Here is an 18331-nt window from a genome sequence, read left to right as displayed (position 1 = left end):
AAGGAACAAAGGATTCTTTGAGCAAGCCGACTTATATCGAGCTAAAAAGAAATAATCCCTATACTTGATTCAAATCTAAGTCTACAAAAAAACAAAGGACCTTATGAAGACCATTTTCCATACTTCTCGGAGGGTATACTCGATATATGACAGTTTGTTCTTTCGAGTATTGATGATAATGGGTGTGTTCGTATCGATCTTCGACATCATTAAGAACGCTGAACGTATTACGCCAGCAAGGATATTCCCCAACTTAGTGATGATAGCTATATCTATCCTTTACTTCATCAGCACAAAGAAGAGAGATATATCCCTATCGTGGCAATATATCCTGATGTGGAGTGTGCTATTCTCACAAATAGCTCTTGCTATCTACACTGCTATCGTTCCGTAGAGTATTACCTCTAACGACACCCCCAATCAGAGAAGAACACCAAGATAAACCAAACGAAAAGCCGTATTTTTGTGTATCAAGGTACGTGCAACGAATGACTAGGGAAAAAATAGAGCAGGTAGACATTATAATTATTGGTGCTGGGCTGACAGGGCTAACTGCGGCATATCACCTAAAGGAACTCGGACTAAAGGTCCAGATATTAGAATGCTCCAAACATGTGGGAGGAGCAATACAGACCTTTCATCAGGGAGGCTTTACCTTCGAGAGCGGGCCTAATACAGGTGTGGTGGGAAGCGTTGAGATGGCTGAGCTGCTGGGGCAGGTTCCTGACCTTCGGCTAATAGCTGATCCCTCGGCCAAGAAACGCTTAATCCTAAAGAATGGTCAATTCTACCCCTTGCCCTCGGGAGCTAAGTCTGGGATAAAAACACCTCTGGTGAGTCTGAAGGACAAGTTTCGACTACTCCTGGAGCCCTTCCGAAAGCCAGGCACGGATCCCAACGAGTCCTTAGCCAGCCTAGTAGAGAGACGACTAGGCAAGAGCTACCTCAAGTATGCAGTAGATCCCTTCATCGGTGGCATATACGCTGGTGATCCTCGGCTACTAGTCACTCGCTATGCTCTCCCCAAGCTCTATGCTCTAGAGCAGAACTACGGGAGCTTCATCAGAGGAGCGATTGCCAAGCGTAAGGAGCCCAAAGCGCCTAAGGCAGAGCTCATCACACGAGAGGTCTTCTCGACTCGTGGAGGTCTAGGTGCACTCACAGATAGACTCGCTGATTTGATTGGGAGAGCAAACATCCACTTAGGGGTCTCAGACTGTAGCATTACCCCACTATCTGATGGAAACTGGGAAGCTAGCTATACGCAGACCGGTATATCCTACCAGCTACGAGGAAAGCATATCATCACGACCTGCGCTGCACCTCAGCTCCGCTCCCTCCTCCCCTTCCTCTCCGAGGTGGACTTAGCCCCCATCCTCTCTCTTCGCTATGCCCCTGTGATACAGGTTAGTTGGGGGAAGGAAGGGCTCTCACTCCCCCACTTCCATGCCTTTGGGGGGCTTGTACCCTCACTGGAAGATAAGCAGCTACTGGGTATCCTAAATCCAAGTGCCTGCTTCCCAGATCGTGCACCGAAGGGAGGCACTCTCCTTTCGATCTTCCTCGGTGGGATGAGAAGGCCAGATCTCATTGATGCATCAGACGAGGAGATCAAACAAATCGTCTCCGATCGCTTGAGACGGCTACTGCGGATAGAGGGTAACCCAGACCTACTAAGGATCTTTCGTCACCGCTATGCCATCCCCCAGTACGAGGCAAGTTCAGAAGCAAGAATAGCACAGATAGCACAGCTCGAGGCTCGCTATCCTGGGCTTCACCTAGCTGGTGCGATACGTGACGGCATCGGCATGTCTGACCGAGTACAACAGGCTACACTGATGGCTCATGAGCTCGCAAAGGCTCTATCGAACCATGGCTAACAAACCCTACTACTCTGAGCGGACAAAGAAGATCTTAGAGGTAACACTCCTTGGTAGTGCCTCCAATATTCTGCTGGTCGTCTTGAAGCTTGTTGTCGGGGTGCTGGGGCATAGTAGCGCTCTTATTGCAGAGGCAATTAACTCTATCTCGGACTTCGCTACAGACTTAATAGCACTAATCTTTATTCATATATCGGGAAAGCCTCAGGACGACGATCACCACTACGGGCATGGAAAGTATGAGACACTTGCCTCTGTGGTAATGGCAGTCGTAATGATGACTGTCGGGCTGTTGCTTCTCTTCCATAGTGTCCGAGATGTATATGGTCTACTATTCTTAAGGCTAGTGCTACCCTCCCCGAGCATACTGACGCTTATTATAGCCCTTGTGTCTCTCGTTATCAAGGAGCTACTCTACCGCTATACTTCTCGCTGGGCGCATCGACTGAAGAGCTCTGCTCTTAGGGCTAAGGCTGCCGATCACAGGGGGGATACATTGGCTCTTCTCGCAGTCTCATTAGGCTTGGCTGGTGCTATCTTTCTAGGGGATCAATGCCTCTTCCTTGAGCCGATGGCAGCAGCCATTGTCAGTCTATTCATACTGCGTATGGGATGGGCGGTACTTCGTCCCGCCTTCTGCGAACTTACGGAAGAGAGTCTCCCAGCCCATATAGAGGAAGAGATCCGACAGATTGCATATCAGATACCCAGCATAAAGGGGATAAGTAAGCTACGCACACGTAGCATCGGTGAGCGCTATGCAATAGAGCTCGATATCCTCATCGATGGTACGATTACTGTCACCGAAGGGCACGACATCACTCTATCTCTAGAGGAGGCTCTATATAGCCACTTCGGTGAGATGACTCATATCACGATCCACGTAGAGCCGGCAGAGTGCCCCTGCCATCAGGATCCACAGAGAAGGTGCACTCCTAGCAAACCGATATAATAAGTATACGATGAAAGTAACGGCAACGAAGATTGAGCTCCATGACATGCATTTCTATGCCTACCATGGCGTGATGGAGCAGGAGCGACATGTAGGCAACAACTTTGTCCTGCAGTTGACAGCTTGGGTAGATGTCCCCCATAGCCTCGTCACAGATAAGCTAGAGCATACTGTCAGCTATGCAGAGATATATGATGTGATCGCTGAGGAGATGGCGATCCCCTCAAAGCTCCTGGAGCATGTCGTAGGGAGGATAGGTCAACATCTGTTCAAGGCTTTCCCCCGACTAGATCGAATAAGCCTCACCTTATCTAAGGTTAAGCCTCCCTTCCCTGGAGAGGTATCCGAAGCAGCCTTTACCCTAGAGGCTTCACGAGACTAGGATCACCTTCGTAGTCACAAAAGTTCAGCCCCCGATGACACAAGGATCATCGGGGGCTGAACGCATTATAACTGTACTATAGGTGAAAATATCGTGGTTTGCACTCCCCTACTTTTACTAGGACGGGAGCCCTAACTTACTTCGCAGGATGAGCGAGCTAAAGAGAACTATCTCTTGGGGATCTCAAGAGCCCCAATGATCTCCTTAATATCAGTGAAGCCATGTCGCTGCATATAGGCTTCTATCCCTTCTAGAATTTGTATGGGGGCCGTAGGATCTACGAAGTTATATGTACCAATCTCTATGGCTGTCGCTCCTGCAAGGAGGAACTCAATAGCATCTATCGCCGTTGCGATCCCTCCCATGCCTATTATCGGGATCTGTACAGCTTGAGCTGTCTGCCATACCATTCGCAGGGCAATGGGCTTGACTGCAGGGCCAGATAGCCCCCCCGTAATCGTCGAGAGGCAAGGCTGTCTACGCTCCGCATCAATAGCCATCCCGAGCAAGGTATTGATCATAGAGATAGAGTCTGCACCCTCAGCCTCTACAGCACGTGCGATCTCTGTAATATCTGTGACATTAGGGGATAGCTTCACGATGAGAGTCTTGTCGTAGACCTCACGGACAGCGCGTACTACGGATGCAGCACCAGCACAGGTAACCCCAAAAGCCATCCCCCCCTCCTTGACATTGGGGCAGGAGATGTTCAGTTCGATGGCGGGGATATGCTCTAGGTCATTGATTTTCTCTGCTGTAGCTATATAGTCCTCGACTTGGGAGCCACTGACATTGACGATCATCGCCGTATCATAGGCACTAATCTGAGGATAGATATGCTGGCAGAAGTAGTCTACACCTTTGTTCTGTAATCCAACAGCATTGAGCATCCCAGAGGGAGTCTCAGCCATCCGAGGGTAAGGATTCCCTTGTCGTGGATGCAGGGTCGTACCCTTGACCATGATTCCTCCCAGTCTATTTAGATCAACGAAGTCGTCATACTCCGTACCATAGCCAAAGGTACCAGAGGCGGTCATCACAGGGTTCTTAATTACGAGCCCCCTACCGATGTTTACACTTGTCTGAAGCATTTCTCCTGAGTTAGTCCTTCTTTATCAATCGGGAATTGAATACTGGGCCCTCGGTACAGACGCACGTATTGCCCTGCCCCACTAGATCCTCGACACAGCATAGGCAGGCGCCTATACCGCATGCCATAGTATTCTCCAGAGAGACTTCGCAGTCGATACCACGCTGCTCGGCGATCTTTGCCACGGCGAGCATCATCCCCCTTGGTCCACAGGTATAGATACGGTCAAAGGTACCATCTCGCATTATGGGATGATCTGTTACTCGCCCATGTACCCCGAGCTCTCCATTGTCTGTTGTGCAGTAGACATCGCCCAGCAGACTAAGCTCCTCTCTTAGGACAATATGAGCTGCAGTGCGTCCCCCAAGGAGTATAGAGGGGCGTATCCCATGCTCCCTAAAGGCCTTAGCAAGGAAATACATCGGGGCAATCCCGACACCACCTCCCACGAGGAGAGGCTGTTGAGCCCCCTCTAGGCTAAATACATTCCCAAGGGGAATCAATAGGTCTAGCTTAGTGCCCTCAGCCAAGGTCGTCAGGATAGAGGTGCCTCGTCCTACTCGTCCTATGAGGAGCCATAATTCTCTACTTTCTCGGCAGGCATTGCAGATAGAGATGGGACGGCGTAGTAAGACCATGCCTCCTGGCACCGCCACTTGGACGAACTGCCCAGGTGCCATAAGGGGGAATTTCCCCTGCTCTTGTGGGAGGAAGAGGCGCAGCAGATAGTTACCTGCGCCTAGCTCTTGGGTAGAAAGGAGGGTGAACTGGAGTGAATACTTCTTCATCAATGCGTACGAATGAAATCGGGACAAAGATAGCTAGATTCTCTCATCCTTCATGGCTTAGAGTCATCCTGCGTGTTCAGTCATTACATCTAAAGGTCTTGAAGCTATTATCCGTATAGAAGACCATGATACGATCGATCTCCTTATCTGAGCGTAGTGCAAGCTCTGTCTTTAGCTTAACGATCTCCTCCGACTGTGTACGGATGATCTCACGCATCCCTTCGCTACTCTTATCTCCTCCCGTACTTGGCACCATCTGCGAAGGGAAAAGCCCCATCTCATAGGGATCGGAAGATGGTGCAGGTGTGCCGAATAGGAACTCATAGGGGTCTACTAAGTTGGGATAATGCTCGATAACCTTGTTTATCGTTGCTACACTGATTACCTGCTTTTCATTTAGCATTTGAGATAGTGAGGCCTGAGGGATCCCTGCGCCTAGGGCAAAGTCCTTTGCGCTCATCTTGCTTGCCTCGACGACTGTTCGTAGTCGTCTGGTAATCTCTTCCAGGTTTAGAAAGTCTGCCATTGTGTCACTTGATTTATGATTCAAAATTACGAAAACAAAATCAAAAAGGCAAACTTTGGTTTTCGGATATCCAAATTCAAATATCGGAATTTCAAAGTTCAAACGGTAAACATACCAGTCGAACAAATATAAATCTAAGCACCTATATAGCTATAGAGATACTTTAGCATTAAGTTTACAATGATCTCGTCTATAACCATATAGATGTAAATATTACGGCACAAACAACCTCAATTGTATTCTAAAGCGCCCTTAAACTTCAGTAAATACACAGATTTGGATCTATAAATATCTGAGAATAGGGGGTATATATCGATAGAAGATTAGGGGGCACAATTCCATATTCAATATTTAGATATCAAATTGCGCACGTGAATATTTATGTCGTCGCAATCTGCTTATGTTTGTATTTGGGATTCCGAATCTCGAATCCCGCACTAATCTCTCCGTGGAACATCTCCTCGATTCATAATCTCAAATATCCTCCAACATACGAGGCCTCCTCTATATCGCCTCCAGTTGTCATTATGGCAGACTATAAATTGAGCCTATACGAACCATCTCTTTAGACCGATTCTTAGATGAGCGATGACTTTCTCTGTATTGAGTGCCAATCCTTGTGCTACTTCCTTTGTTCCCCTAGATCACTTCAAAATTATCGACGACGCTCCATCCCTCAATATGCAGTACTGTCTGGAAGCAAAATCTCTCTTTAGCCAAGCTAAGACTAACTGCTATCTATACCAAGGCTGCTCCACACTAAAGAGTCACAGATAGCACTCTATATGAATAGTCCAGGTTTCCCCTTTCATGGCCAATAAGGGGCACACCTATAGAAAGCGTAATGCTTCCTCCTATAGGACACGTAATGTTCGCGAGCATCACCTTACATAGGTGGCGGCTGCGAACATTATATGTCCTATCACCCGCTCTCGGTATGTCCTATATCCGCTTATCGATATGCATGATATAGAGAGCATAGTAGAGGTAGAAACGATACTGAAACTACTCACGCTGTGTAGGCTGATCATTATTCTTATGGAAGCTCCACCTTCGCGACAACTGGATCAATGAGCGACATCCTAGATTGAATGCAGGGAGCTCCGGGCTTCCTCATGGCCTCTTTTAGTATTCTTACTCGTTTCGGCTCTTTGGAGACATTACTTTATGTCCAACGGGGGCTTAGCCTTATCTCTAGAATACACATCGTCCCCCCAAGAAACGAACATCCTAGGGAAGCTCTACTGGGGATATACTTAGAGCGAGGTAGTGTACACGTGGGTATACAAAAGTGTACACGTGAGTACACGATGGTATACACACGTGTACACTTTTCTCTCTTAGGCAGCAGGTAGACGCTTGGCAAGCCAAGACCTAGGATACAGATGCTGCTATCTTGAGTGTATGCTTTTCGAGACTTAGCCCTCGCCTGCTAGTTGCTTCATTCATAAAGACTTAATCGAGTCTCCCCAGTAAAATCTTAAATGCATGGAGACTCATATATTATATGGAGTACCCTGCTAGAGAGGCACGGAAATCACACCATATATAATAAGGTATAGTGAGCCATCTCTGCTCCAGGATTCGGAGGGGCTATGATGAGAGCTTCACTATGCCTCTTCTCCTCAAGCTATGGGGCATATCTAGCGTGGAAAAATCGTGTATCTTTGTAGTTATAAAAGACATTTATGGTATCGTGATAGCTCTGCTCCAGCACTCTTAGCCTAATGCAGAGCCCCATAAGACAGAAAAGAAGTACATAATGAAACAAAGCAAGACCAAAACTCTCGTCACAGCGGGTATCCTTGCCCTCCTTGGGGTAGTCACCGCTGAGGCTCAGACTGTGGAGACCTTCTCCCCTGTACTCACAGCCGTCCCATCGCTACAGATTACACCTGATGCTCGTGCGGCAGGTATGGGAGACTTAGGCACCTCGACCAGCCCCGACCCATACGCTCAGTACTGGAACCCTGCTAAGTTTGCTTTCATCAAGAGCAGTGCGGGAGTATCACTGGGCTATACACCGTGGCTCTCCCGTCTAGTCTCGGACATTGCCCTGATGCATGTCGGAGGATACTACAAGATCGGTGGTGAGGAAGGGACGCAGGCGTTAGCTGCCTCACTCCGTTACTTCACTCTGGGGAAACTCACCCGCTGGGATGCTTCAGGGAAGAGCCTGGGAGATGCGCAGCCCAATGAGTTTGCCTTCGATGTCAGCTACTCCCGCAAGCTCTCCGAGAACTATTCAATGGCTGTCGCCCTGCGCTATATCCATTCAGACCAGGGAGCTGGGCAAGGTCAGAGCGCAGGCAAAGCCTTTGCCGCCGACATCGCTGGCTACCTCCACAAGTATGTGACTCTCGGTAGTGCCGAGGCTCTTTGGACACTGGGCTTCAACGTACGTAACATCGGTACCAAGATTTCCTTTGATGGTGGGACGAACTCCGCCTTTATCCCGACCAACCTAGGTCTAGGGACGGGACTCCTCTATCCCATCGATGAGACCAATGCCGTCTCACTCAACATCGAGGCAAACAAGCTCCTCGTCCCCACACCTCCCCTGGCTGGCAATGTGCAGAAGGTCAAGGACTATAACAGTACCTCCTCAATAGGTGGAATCTTCAAGAGCTTCGGCGATGCTACGGGAGGCTTCAAGGAAGAGCTCCGTGAGGTGCGCCTAAGCCTCGGAGCTGAGTATAATCATAACGATAAGTTCTTCGTTCGTGCGGGCTACAGCTACCTCCATCCTACGAAGGGTAACCTACAAGCACTGACGGCTGGAGCTGGCTTCCGCACCAAGGCATTCCGTATCGATGCCTCTTATCTGATCTCTACGATTGCCAACAACCCTCTTGATCAGACACTACGCTTTACCCTAGCCTTTGATATCGATGGGCTACGTACTCTCCTAAAGTAAACTAAAGATGAAGATACCCTACAGGATTGGCTTTGGCTATGACGTGCACCGTATGGAGCAGGGATATGACCTTTGGCTCGGGGGGGTGAAGATCCCACATGAGGCAGGACTAGAAGGGCACTCGGATGCCGATGTGCTCCTACACGCAGTTTGTGATGCCCTCCTAGGTGCAGCAGCCTTAGGTGATATCGGGGTGCACTTCCCCCCTACAGATATGGCTTATAAGGGGATAGACAGCAAGATTCTCCTCCGTCGTGTCTGCGAGCTCCTTGACCAAGAGGGGTATGTGATCGGGAATATTGATGCAACGATCGCAGCAGAAGCACCTAAGCTCAATCCTCATATCCCAGCGATGAAGCAGGTAATGGCCGAGGTCATGGGCCTAGAGGTCGGAGCCATTTCGATCAAAGCTACGACTAGCGAACGCCTAGGCTTCGTAGGACATCGCGAGGGTATGGCCGCCTATGCGACAGCACTCATCGTGTCTCACGAGTAGAAGGCTAAATGCAGGGAGATCCTGATCTAGCAAAAAGCGAAGGAGCAGATACCAGAATCGGTATCTGCTCCTTCGCTTTTAGTTGTAAATCACTTCAGGTGAGGAAATGATAAAGCCTCACTAGAAAGGGCGGTGGGAGATGTACTAATCAAACTTCTTGGAGTAGCGCAGCGAAGCCTCGCCCATAAACTCCTTGATGCGCTGCTCCTCACCACGCTTGCAGATGAGTAGCACACCATTGCTCTCTGCGATGATGCAGTCAGCGATCCCTTGCACGACGACGAGCTTATCACCTTCACCATCGATGGAGACGACATTACCCTCTGCCTCGTAGAAGAGAGCCTCGGTATGTAGAGCTACATTGCCTCGCTCTTCGGTCTTCTTGAGATCGTAAAGCGAACCCCATGTGCCGAGGTCTGCCCAACCAAAGTCCACGGGGAGCACCATCACATTATCCGCCTTCTCTAGCACCGCATAGTCGATGGAGATATTGGGGCACTGGGAGAAGATAGCGCTTACTCGGTTCTGCTCATCAGGCTGGGCATAGTGTCCCTTAGCCTCATCGAGTACAGAGGTCAGAGCTGGGAGGTAGCGCTCGAAGGCTTCGAGGATGGTCTGTACATTCCAGGCAAACATCCCGCTGTTCCAGAGGAACTCTCCACTCTCATAGAAGACCTTGGCCATCTCTAGGTTGGGCTTCTCGGTGAAGGTCTTTACCTTGACGAAGTCATGCTCTGTCCCGCCTGTGATCTGGATATAACCATAGCCAGTCTCAGGTCGAGAGGGGCGTACACCTAGGGTGACGAGCTGAGGATGATTAGCGACATACTTGAGTGCCTGCTGGATAGCCTTACTGAAGACTTCTTCCTGCAGGATGAGATGATCTGCAGGGGTGACTATGATGTTGGCATTAGGGTTTTTCGCCTGTATGTGGTAAGTAGCCCATCCGATACAGGGAGCCGTGTTCCGTCGCATAGGCTCGAGTAGGAGTTGGCTCGGATGTAGCTCTGGCAACTGCTCTAGGACGAGATCCCGATAGGTAGCATTTGTTACGACGACGAAGTTTTCCTTAGGTATTACCTTCGAAAAGCGATCAAAGGTCATCTGAAGGAGTGTGCGCCCTGTACCAAATATGTCAAGGAACTGCTTAGGCTTGCTCTCTCTACTGTAGGGCCAGAAGCGACTACCGACACCTCCGCCCATTATTACACAATAGTTATCTGTAAGCATAGTTATATCATTTAACTATCTATGGATACGAGTTATGCTACAAAAGTAGCGAATATACTATCATCTTCCTACTACTACCTTCGCTTAGAGAGAGAAGGTAGCTGATCCGATGAGATTACCGTCGGCGAAGATCCTTAGACTATAAGTACCATGCTGCAGACTCTCCTCGACAGGCCAGTACATAGAGAGCTGAGTCTCCTCCCCGTTGTACTCGATCATACGACGTATGGAGTAAGGTATTTGCTTCCCCTCAAAGGCGAAGGTCCCCCCCCCAGCCTTGGTAAGGAGCTCATCATTGGGCTGCATGATGCGACAGTAGAAGGTCTTCTCGCCTACTTCGGCTGTGACATTCTTGGCTACGGTGAAGCGAATCTGTAGGTTGGTGATCTTGGATAGGTTCTTGGTCGGCTTGCCTCGCTTATCGACAGGAGTGATACTGATAGCAGTAGCATCAAGCTTGGCGGCGAGCTTCACTCGATCAGTAAGATGTGCTTTTTCGGAAGAGAGTTGTTGCGCCTGAGAGGTTACACGCTCATAGTTGGCCTTGACCTCGGTATTCTCAGCTCTCAGTCGCTCATTTGCAACTTGGAGTGAATCTATTTGCACAACATAGGTCCGAAGGACGTTACGCAGAGTAGTCACCTCACGACTCAGCTGATCGATACGCTTCGCACTAGTTGCCTTGCTGGTCTTGAGCTCCTTCTGAAGCTGCTCCACCTTAGCACGCTCTGCTAGGATCTGACTAATCAGGGAATCTGTTGCGAGGGAGAACTTCTGTTCCCCCTGCCCCTCTGAAAGTTTCTTATATTGGATATCGTACTCGGCAGCGAGCTTGGTGAGCTCCTCCTCCATGATTTCCTTCTGCTGATTGACGAGGACTTCTTTCTCTTGCTGTAGCTCCGCACGCTCATTGCGTAGGATAAAGAAGAAGCCTACAACTAGAGCAATGATGACTGCGATGGCAGCTATGAGGACATGCTTAGTTTTCATTTGCGCATTTACTATTTGGTATGGGTAAAGGGCGTGAAGGTCGTGCTATCCCTCTCCGAAGTGAAGCGAGGCAAGCGATGAATGAGACCAGAGAGCCCCCAACCTAACAGTGCAAGACTAGGATGCAAAGCACAAAGCAGGCTGCAAGGAGAGAGCAAAAGCTCTCCTGGAGACTCCTTGGTCAATAACATATCTTACTACAATGCAGCCCTAAGTCGGACTAGACGCTCTAGTAGACCCTCGAATAGATCCAGAGGGAGCATATTCGCCCCATCACTCTTGGCTTCGGAGGGGTTGGGGTGTGTCTCGAAGAAGAGGCCATCAGCACCTACTGCCACAGCCGCCTTGGCTATGGTCTCGATCAGTGCAGGCTTCCCTCCCGTGACACCGCAGGACTGGTTAGGGCGCTGCAGGGAGTGCGTCACATCCATTACTGTTGGGAAGCCTGTGGCTCGCATAGCAGGGATATTGGTAAAGTCCACGACAAGATCCGAGTAGCCAAAGCTATTGCCTCGCTCGGTGAGGATCACTTGGTCATTGCCACACTCCGTGACCTTATGTGCCGCATGCTCCATACCCGAGGCTGATAGGAACTGCCCCTTCTTTATATTCACAATCTTCCCTGTACGAGCTGCAGCTGCGATGAGGTCTGTCTGCCGACATAGGAAGGCTGGTATCTGCAGGACATCCACATACTGTGCTGCGATCTCAGCCTCTTGGGTCTCATGTATATCCGTGACTACGGGGATATCAAAAGCTTCACGTACCCGACGTAGGATACGCAGAGCCTTCTCATCGCCTATGCCGGTGAAGCTATCTACCCGAGAGCGATTAGCCTTGCGGTACGATCCCTTGAATATGTAAGGTATATTCAGTCGGGAAGTAATCTCGACGATACGCTCTGCGATGAAGAGTGGCGTATCTTCATCCTCTATGGCACAGGGACCGGCCATGAGGAAGAAGTTAGGCCCTTGGGTCAGGTCTTTATATGTGATCATACTTATCTTTGATTATCTGTTTCCCAACTATGGAGTAGCTGTAGAGCGATCTCTACCTTATCCTGCATCGGGAGCAAAGCATCTATATAGTGGAGGGTAAACCCTCGCCGCTCCATTCCTCGGAACCAAGTCATCTGCCTCTTAGCAAACTGATGGATGGCCGTCTCCAAGGAGACAAACATCTCATCATAGCTTAGCTCCCCGAGGAGGTAACGTGTGACAAACTTATACTCCAGACCATAGTAGATCAGATCCTCGGCTGGTATACCTGAGGCGAGTAGCTCCTTCACTTCCCCGATCATATCCTGATGCTCTAGTCGCTCCCTTAAACGTAAAGTAATACGAGAGCGACGCTCCTCACGAGGGAGGTCTAGGCACAGGATAAGGCTATCTATAGGAGGATACTCAGTGTGGTCGATACTAGAGGCCTTTTGCTCTCTTATGTACTCGGCTATCTCGATCGCTCGGATAGCACGCTGAGCAGAGTCTAGGTCTGTCGTGTTGTGGAGAGGCCCATAGCTAGAGAGGCGCACTCGCAGCTCATCAAGAGGCTCCCCTCGTAGCTCCTCTCTCAAGGAAGGGTTGGGGGGAACATCAGGTAAATGATATCCTCGTAGGACAGCCTCTGCATACAGTCCCGTTCCGCCACAAAGGATTGGGTAGCGAATCCCCCTTCCTACCAAGTCTTCATAGGCTCGGTGGAAGGCTCTCTGCCACGCAAAGAGACTGTAACGCTCCCCCGCAGGCACTAGGTCGATCAGGTGATATGGAATCCTCCGTCCATGGAGGATATACTCATCAAGATCCTTCCCTGTGCCGATGTCCATCCCCTTATAGAGCTGGCGAGAGTCTGCACTGAGAATCTCTCCTCCCAATTCATAGGCTAGATGGACTGCGAGAGAAGTCTTGCCCGAGGCTGTCGGACCGAGGAGTGTGATCATCCTCGATCCTTGAGGATCACATCATGCGCCCCCCCCTCTACTATTGAGGTGCTTGAGACGAGTGTGATCTTGGCGGTACGCTGGAGTTCCTCGATTGTGATCGCACCGCAGCTACACATCGTCGCCTTCATCTTGCCTAGGGTAATATCAAGGTTGTCCTTGAGCTTACCTGCGTAGGGGACATAGCTATCTACTCCTTCTTCGAACTTTAGGCCATCGCCACCTCCACTATCGTAGCGTTGCCAGTTCTGTGCTCTATTAGAGCCTTCTCCCCAGTATTCCTTGACGATATTATTACCGATCTTCAGCTTACGTGTAGGAGACTCATCGAAACGGGCAAAGTAGCGTCCCATCATCAGGAAGTCAGCCCCCATAGCTATGGCAAGAGTCATGTGATAGTCGTGTACCAGACCACCATCACTGCAGATGGGGACATAGACACCATGCTCCTCATAATAGCGATCACGAGCCTGAGCGACATCTATAATAGCTGTCGCCTGACCACGACCAATACCCTTTTGCTCACGAGTGATACAGATGGAGCCTCCACCGATACCGACCTTGACAAAGTCGGCACCTGCATCAGCTAAGTAACGGAAGCCCTCTTCGTCTACGACATTACCAGCCCCTACGAGCACCTTATCACCGTAGGTATCCTTGATCCAGCGAAGTGTATCATACTGCCATTCGGAGTAGCCATCAGAGGAGTCTATACAGAGGACATCTGCCCCCGCTTCTACCAATGCAGGTACACGCTCCTTGAAGTCACGGGTATTGATCCCTGCACCTACGAGGAGCTCCTTCGTAGCCTTATTGGATAGCTCGACTGGGTTCTCCTTATGGGCATCATAGTCCTTACGGAAGACCAAGTAGACTAGTCGATCCTCATCGTCGATGATAGGTAAGGTATTCAGCTTGTGCTCCCAAATGATGCTGTTCGCTTCCTTAAGCGTGATGCCAAGACGTCCCACCTTAAGCTTCTCAAATGGGGTCATAAAGTCTCTCACTGGGGCATCCTCGGGAGTCGTACCTATGCGATAGTCTCGGCTGGTGACGATCCCTAGCAGGCGACCATTGGGTGAGCCATCCTCAGTAACTCCTATCGTCGAATGCCCAGTGCGCAGGCGTAGGGCTAAGACATCCTTTAGAGTAGCATCAGGGCGAATATTAGAGTCGCTAGAGACAAAGCCTGCCTTGAACTTCTTTACTCTTCGTACCATCTCGGCTTGCTCTGCGATGGGCTGTGACCCGAAGATGAACGATAGTCCGCCATTACGAGCCAGCTCGATAGCTAGAGTGTCGTTAGAGACAGACTGCATGATAGCCGAGACGAAGGGTATATTGAGTTTGATCCGAGACTGCTGTCCCCGTGAGAAACGAACCAGCGGTGTAGTCAGGGTGACGTTCTGTGGAGTACATGCACGTGTCGTAAGCCCTGGGATGAGGAGGTACTCACCGAAGGTACGAGACACTTCATTGACGAAGATTGCCATGATCTTATATAGATAATCGAGTGAATGATTACTTGACGTTATGTAGGATATGCCCCATGCGCTCCTTCTTAGTTTGCATATAGAAGGCATTATACTCGTTGGGCTGGATCTCTAGGGGAATCGTCTCTACGACCTCTAGACCATAGCCCTCTAGGCCAACACGCTTGATGGGATTATTCGACATGAGACGCATCTGCTGTACACCGAGCTGCTGCAGGATCTGTGCCCCTACACCATAGTCTCGTTCGTCGGCCATATGCCCGAGGTGGAGATTAGCCTCTACTGTATCTAGCCCTTCCTCTTGTAGCTTGTAGGCCTTGATCTTCTCCATTAGACCGATACCACGGCCCTCTTGATTGAGGTAGACGATGAGACCACGTCCCTCCTGCTCGATGAGTTCCATCGATCGGTGTAGCTGTTCGCCACACTCACAGCGCATGGAGCCAAAGATGTCTCCTGTAGCACAGCTTGAATGGACACGTACGAGTACGGGATTACCATCAGAGATATCCCCCTTGAAGAGAACGACATGCTCTAGGCCATTACTCTTCTGCTTAAAGGGAATGAGGCGGAACTGCCCCCATTGTGTAGGCATCATTACTTCCTCTCCTCGCTCTACGATACTCTCTGAGCGTAGGCGATAGGCGATAAGATCCTTGATCGTGATGATCTTCAGCCCGAAGTGCTGGGCGACCTCCCACAGCTGGGGCAGTCGAGCCATCGTACCATCCTCGTTGATGATTTCAATGAGTGCGGCAGCGGGCTGCAGCCCTGAGAGACGAGCTAGGTCTACTGCAGCCTCGGTATGTCCTGCACGACGGAGCACCCCTTTGTTGCGAGCACGAAGTGGGCAAATATGTCCTGGACGGCCGAGATCCCCTGGAGTCGTCTTGGGATCTGCTAGTGCCAGTATCGTCTGACAACGGTCATACATAGAGACCCCTGTTGTACAGCCATTACCGAGACGATCAACGGTCACCGTGAAGGGGGTCTCATGCACGGAGGTATTATTCGGCACCTGCATCTCCAGCTCGAGCTCCTTGGCTCGATCCTCGGTGATGGGAGCACAGAGGACACCTCTACCATAGCGCATCATGAAGTTGATCTTCTCTGGGGTCACCTTCTCTGCTGCGATGATGAAGTCACCTTCATTCTCACGATCCTCATCATCTACGACGATGACGAACTCTCCGTTGCGGAAGTCCTCAAGAGCCTCCTCGATCGTGTTTAGCTTGATTTCACTCATATCTCTATATTCTTTGTCCTCCCTACTCTACCTCACAAAGGTAGTGCGGGGATGGAGATCATTATTAGTCTTTATTTGCTTTGTTCTTTATGTTGTCTGCTCCATCTTGTCCGTCATCAGGCTGAGCCTGCTGCTTGATGATGAGCCGAAGTTGTTCCTCTAGAGCTAGCAGTACTGTCCGTGTCGTCTCTAGGTCTCCTCTTAGATGCTTCCTGAGTCGGCTAAAGTAAAGCGTCACTGGGAGCGAGTAAGGAAGGATAAGCCCAGCTATACGCCCATGCTTACTTTGCTTGGGCAGCAGTGGAGAGAAGTGCTTGGGCAATATGGGCAGGTCATTAAGCTTCGAGACCAAGAGCCTATCGGGAGAATGATGTAGTCGCTCTACGAGCATATTGACCTCCTCACGCAGATGCGCCAACTCATGCTGTCTCTCCCCATTATTCCAAATACGCCAAGCAGGCTGAGAGAATAGAGGAGAGGCAAGAAGGCTCTTCACTCGCTCAATGGGGGTATGCATCGCCCGTAGTTCACCAGCATAGTCCACCTCCTCCATACTTACCTCTTGATATTCCACCTTGCGCACACCTCGATAACCAACGAGCTTACGGAAGAAGATTATATAGGCCTCGGCATTCAGCGTTGAGGAATCTTGGTTTGCCTTGAATGAAAGGAAAAGCCCCACGGGCAGGAGTACTAAGTTGCTTAACCACATGCCCAGCCATACAGAGATCGACCCACTACGTAACATATTGTCGCCAAACGACTCGATCATATAGTAGATGACGAAGAAGAAGATGGAGACGATCACGGGCATCCCGATCCCACCCCGTCGGACAATCGCACCTAGGGGGGCTCCTATGAGGAAGAAAATCAGGCAGGCTACAGAAGCTGTAAACTTACGATGCCACTCCTGGCTAAAGGTTCGGAAATAGTAGAATGTATTGTCATCCTCATCCTTAAGGATGCTTGCTTGATTCTTTGCCCTCTCCAGATTAGAGGATGCGATCTGCAGGATACGTAGACTATCAGAAGCTGAGGATAGTGTAAGCAGGCTATCTCCACTATGCTCCGTCCCCTTAGTATCTTGAAGTCGTTGAGAGAGCTCGGCTAGCTCTCTGCGTTGCTCCACAAAGGTCGCAGAGTCACTCGTATTATAGGCAAAGGTCTGGTAGTGAGCTGAGAGTAGATCCCTATCTACTCCTGCTGTGATGACAGCACGTGCACTGTCTATCAGTCGTGCTGTAGAGTCCATAGAGTATCGGAGCTGGGATAGATTCTTAGATACATAGAGCCCCCCGAGTTGCTTCTCGTCCTGATAGTTAATATTGGCATCATGGGCGATAAAGGTCTCACTATACTCGAAGCGGGGGAGCATATAGGGGACAGGCTCACTTGAGGTATTATAGCTCTGAGCACGGAGGTTTTCATAGCTCTCCCCATTATACAGCTTGAGGACAAGGAAGGTCTTACTCTTGTCCATCACTAGGCGACCAGAGTCGGCACGTATGATACGAGGGTTCAGATAGCCTCGGCTCATATCATAGACCATCAGTTGCTGGAGCTTACCCGAGGGGTCCCTATGCCGTGCATACAAGCTGTAGCCTGGGATACCTGTATAGAAGACCCCCTCTGTGATCTCCATCTCTGGCGCAGCATACTTGGCTGATAGGATGAGGGTCCACATACGCACCTGTGCTTGGATCATCCAGTCGTTCTGAAACTGGAAGAGCACTACAGCCATCGCTGTAATGAGCAGGAAGAGGGGGCGCATGATCCGATAGAGGGGGATGCCTGATGCCTTCAGTGAGAGGAGCTCTAGTCGCTCTCCTAGATTCCCAAAGGTCATAAGGGAGGCTAACAAGATACCCAGAGGGAGAGACATCGGGATAAAGGAGAGTGCAGCGTAGAAGATAATCTTGGCCATGACGAAGACCCCCAAGCCCTTTCCTACTAGCTCATCTACATATCGCCAGAGGAACTGCATGATCACGATGAACCAACACACCGAGAAGCTCATCGCAAAGAGCGGCAAGAAGGTCTTCAGTATGTATCTATCTACTATCTTGAACACGTCTAATGTCTCCGAATTTATAGTCGCAAATATACACTTTTTAGGGCGATTACGCATAGGGCTCCGAGTAAGCCTATGTATCCTATTATTTTCATCCCTTACCTAGCTCTCTCATCCACCATTCATCTTATTCTACGTGTAGGAGGTTATCTTCCCCTATTTGTACTGCGGGGCTGATGCATGAAATCACCCATAGTGCGAGGGCAAGGTCGTCAAGGAGCATACACCAAAGATAGAAGTATCTACGTACCAGCACAAATATGCCAAGCGAATACCTCCTACCGAGGAGGCATGAGTATACACGTGTGTACACAACTGTATACCCACGTGT

General features: G+C 49.9%; 15 protein-coding genes. 5 read left to right on the top strand and 10 right to left on the bottom strand.

The window, feature by feature from the left end:
* The first annotated feature begins 479 nt into the window (after positions 1 to 479).
* From hemG to folB, 3 genes are read left to right on the top strand one after another with little or no spacing between them, the layout of a single operon-like run.
* A complete protein-coding gene (hemG, locus tag QZ554_RS05780) occupies positions 480 to 1880 on the top strand; it encodes a protoporphyrinogen oxidase (RefSeq protein ID WP_297194931.1) in 1401 nt (466 codons plus the stop codon).
* The gene (locus tag QZ554_RS05775; RefSeq protein WP_297194929.1) at positions 1873 to 2832 is read left to right on the top strand and encodes a cation diffusion facilitator family transporter; all 960 of its coding nucleotides are present in this window, start codon (positions 1873 to 1875) and stop codon (positions 2830 to 2832) included. The genes hemG and QZ554_RS05775 overlap by 8 nt, the downstream gene beginning before the upstream one ends.
* A 10-nt stretch (positions 2833 to 2842) precedes the next feature.
* Complete coding sequence (gene folB, locus QZ554_RS05770; protein WP_297194927.1) at positions 2843 to 3214, top strand: dihydroneopterin aldolase; 372 nt, start codon at positions 2843 to 2845, stop codon at positions 3212 to 3214.
* Positions 3215 to 3381: 167 nt separating this feature from the next.
* Here folB and QZ554_RS05765 read toward each other — a convergent pair whose 3' ends face one another.
* From QZ554_RS05765 to QZ554_RS05755, 3 genes are all read right to left on the bottom strand, one after another.
* Entirely contained in the window at positions 3382 to 4305 is a 924-nt protein-coding gene (locus tag QZ554_RS05765) for a dihydroorotate dehydrogenase (protein ID WP_297194925.1), read from the bottom strand.
* Positions 4306 to 4315: 10 nt separating this feature from the next.
* Positions 4316 to 5092, bottom strand: coding sequence for a dihydroorotate dehydrogenase electron transfer subunit (locus QZ554_RS05760; RefSeq protein ID WP_297194923.1), 777 nt, complete (start codon positions 5090 to 5092; stop codon positions 4316 to 4318).
* A 76-nt stretch (positions 5093 to 5168) separates the two neighbouring features.
* Positions 5169 to 5618, bottom strand: a complete 450-nt coding sequence (locus QZ554_RS05755; protein ID WP_297194921.1) for a helix-turn-helix transcriptional regulator — start codon at positions 5616 to 5618, stop codon at positions 5169 to 5171.
* Positions 5619 to 7380: 1762 nt separating this feature from the next.
* On the opposite strand from QZ554_RS05755, the gene porV reads away from it, so the two are divergent.
* Both porV and ispF read left to right on the top strand, forming a co-directional pair.
* A complete protein-coding gene (porV, locus tag QZ554_RS05750; RefSeq protein ID WP_297194919.1) occupies positions 7381 to 8535 on the top strand; it encodes a type IX secretion system outer membrane channel protein PorV in 1155 nt (384 codons plus the stop codon).
* A 7-nt stretch (positions 8536 to 8542) separates the two neighbouring features.
* Positions 8543 to 9031 carry a 2-C-methyl-D-erythritol 2,4-cyclodiphosphate synthase gene (ispF, locus tag QZ554_RS05745; RefSeq protein ID WP_297194918.1) on the top strand — a complete coding sequence of 163 codons (489 nt, stop codon included), beginning with the start codon at positions 8543 to 8545 and terminating at the stop codon, positions 9029 to 9031.
* Positions 9032 to 9175: 144 nt separating this feature from the next.
* Here the strand turns inward: ispF and QZ554_RS05740 are convergent, their stop codons facing one another.
* From QZ554_RS05740 to QZ554_RS05710, 7 genes are all read right to left on the bottom strand, one after another.
* Positions 9176 to 10261 (bottom strand): mannose-1-phosphate guanylyltransferase, encoded by a 1086-nt coding sequence (locus QZ554_RS05740; RefSeq protein ID WP_297194916.1) that lies wholly within the window; start codon positions 10259 to 10261, stop codon positions 9176 to 9178.
* Between the two features lie 84 nt (positions 10262 to 10345).
* On the bottom strand, positions 10346 to 11251 hold the full coding sequence (locus QZ554_RS05735; protein WP_297194914.1) for a hypothetical protein: 906 nt from the start codon (positions 11249 to 11251) through the stop codon (positions 10346 to 10348).
* A gap of 197 nt (positions 11252 to 11448) precedes the next feature.
* A complete protein-coding gene (kdsA, locus tag QZ554_RS05730; RefSeq protein ID WP_297194912.1) occupies positions 11449 to 12249 on the bottom strand; it encodes a 3-deoxy-8-phosphooctulonate synthase in 801 nt (266 codons plus the stop codon).
* Between the two features lie 2 nt (positions 12250 to 12251).
* Positions 12252 to 13190 (bottom strand): tRNA (adenosine(37)-N6)-dimethylallyltransferase MiaA, encoded by a 939-nt coding sequence (locus QZ554_RS05725; protein ID WP_297194910.1) that lies wholly within the window; start codon positions 13188 to 13190, stop codon positions 12252 to 12254.
* A complete protein-coding gene (locus QZ554_RS05720) occupies positions 13187 to 14683 on the bottom strand; it encodes an IMP dehydrogenase (RefSeq protein WP_297194909.1) in 1497 nt (498 codons plus the stop codon). Before QZ554_RS05720 ends, QZ554_RS05725 begins: the two co-directional genes overlap by 4 nt.
* Positions 14684 to 14711: 28 nt before the next feature.
* Positions 14712 to 15929, bottom strand: coding sequence for a bifunctional 3,4-dihydroxy-2-butanone-4-phosphate synthase/GTP cyclohydrolase II (locus QZ554_RS05715; protein WP_297194907.1), 1218 nt, complete (start codon positions 15927 to 15929; stop codon positions 14712 to 14714).
* A gap of 64 nt (positions 15930 to 15993) precedes the next feature.
* Positions 15994 to 18000 (bottom strand): LptF/LptG family permease, encoded by a 2007-nt coding sequence (locus QZ554_RS05710; protein ID WP_297194905.1) that lies wholly within the window; start codon positions 17998 to 18000, stop codon positions 15994 to 15996.
* Between the last annotated feature and the right edge of the window lie 331 nt (positions 18001 to 18331).

This window comes from uncultured Porphyromonas sp. (genome assembly GCF_915070105.1).
In the GTDB taxonomy this organism is placed as follows: Bacteria; Bacteroidota; Bacteroidia; order Bacteroidales; family Porphyromonadaceae; genus Porphyromonas.
This window is presented reverse-complemented; position numbering and strand designations above follow the sequence as displayed.

Coding starts and splice junctions, on each gene's coding strand:
- QZ554_RS05740 (WP_297194916.1), bottom strand. CDS start 10,261: ATGCTTACAGATAACTATTGTGTAATAATGGGCGGAGGTGTCGGTAGT.
- kdsA (WP_297194912.1), bottom strand. CDS start 12,249: ATGATCACATATAAAGACCTGACCCAAGGGCCTAACTTCTTCCTCATG.
- porV (WP_297194919.1), top strand. CDS start 7,381: ATGAAACAAAGCAAGACCAAAACTCTCGTCACAGCGGGTATCCTTGCC.
- QZ554_RS05725 (WP_297194910.1), bottom strand. CDS start 13,190: ATGATCACACTCCTCGGTCCGACAGCCTCGGGCAAGACTTCTCTCGCA.
- folB (WP_297194927.1), top strand. CDS start 2,843: ATGAAAGTAACGGCAACGAAGATTGAGCTCCATGACATGCATTTCTAT.
- QZ554_RS05775 (WP_297194929.1), top strand. CDS start 1,873: ATGGCTAACAAACCCTACTACTCTGAGCGGACAAAGAAGATCTTAGAG.
- QZ554_RS05760 (WP_297194923.1), bottom strand. CDS start 5,092: ATGAAGAAGTATTCACTCCAGTTCACCCTCCTTTCTACCCAAGAGCTA.
- QZ554_RS05755 (WP_297194921.1), bottom strand. CDS start 5,618: ATGGCAGACTTTCTAAACCTGGAAGAGATTACCAGACGACTACGAACA.
- ispF (WP_297194918.1), top strand. CDS start 8,543: ATGAAGATACCCTACAGGATTGGCTTTGGCTATGACGTGCACCGTATG.
- QZ554_RS05720 (WP_297194909.1), bottom strand. CDS start 14,683: ATGGCAATCTTCGTCAATGAAGTGTCTCGTACCTTCGGTGAGTACCTC.
- QZ554_RS05765 (WP_297194925.1), bottom strand. CDS start 4,305: ATGCTTCAGACAAGTGTAAACATCGGTAGGGGGCTCGTAATTAAGAAC.
- QZ554_RS05715 (WP_297194907.1), bottom strand. CDS start 15,929: ATGAGTGAAATCAAGCTAAACACGATCGAGGAGGCTCTTGAGGACTTC.
- QZ554_RS05735 (WP_297194914.1), bottom strand. CDS start 11,251: ATGAAAACTAAGCATGTCCTCATAGCTGCCATCGCAGTCATCATTGCT.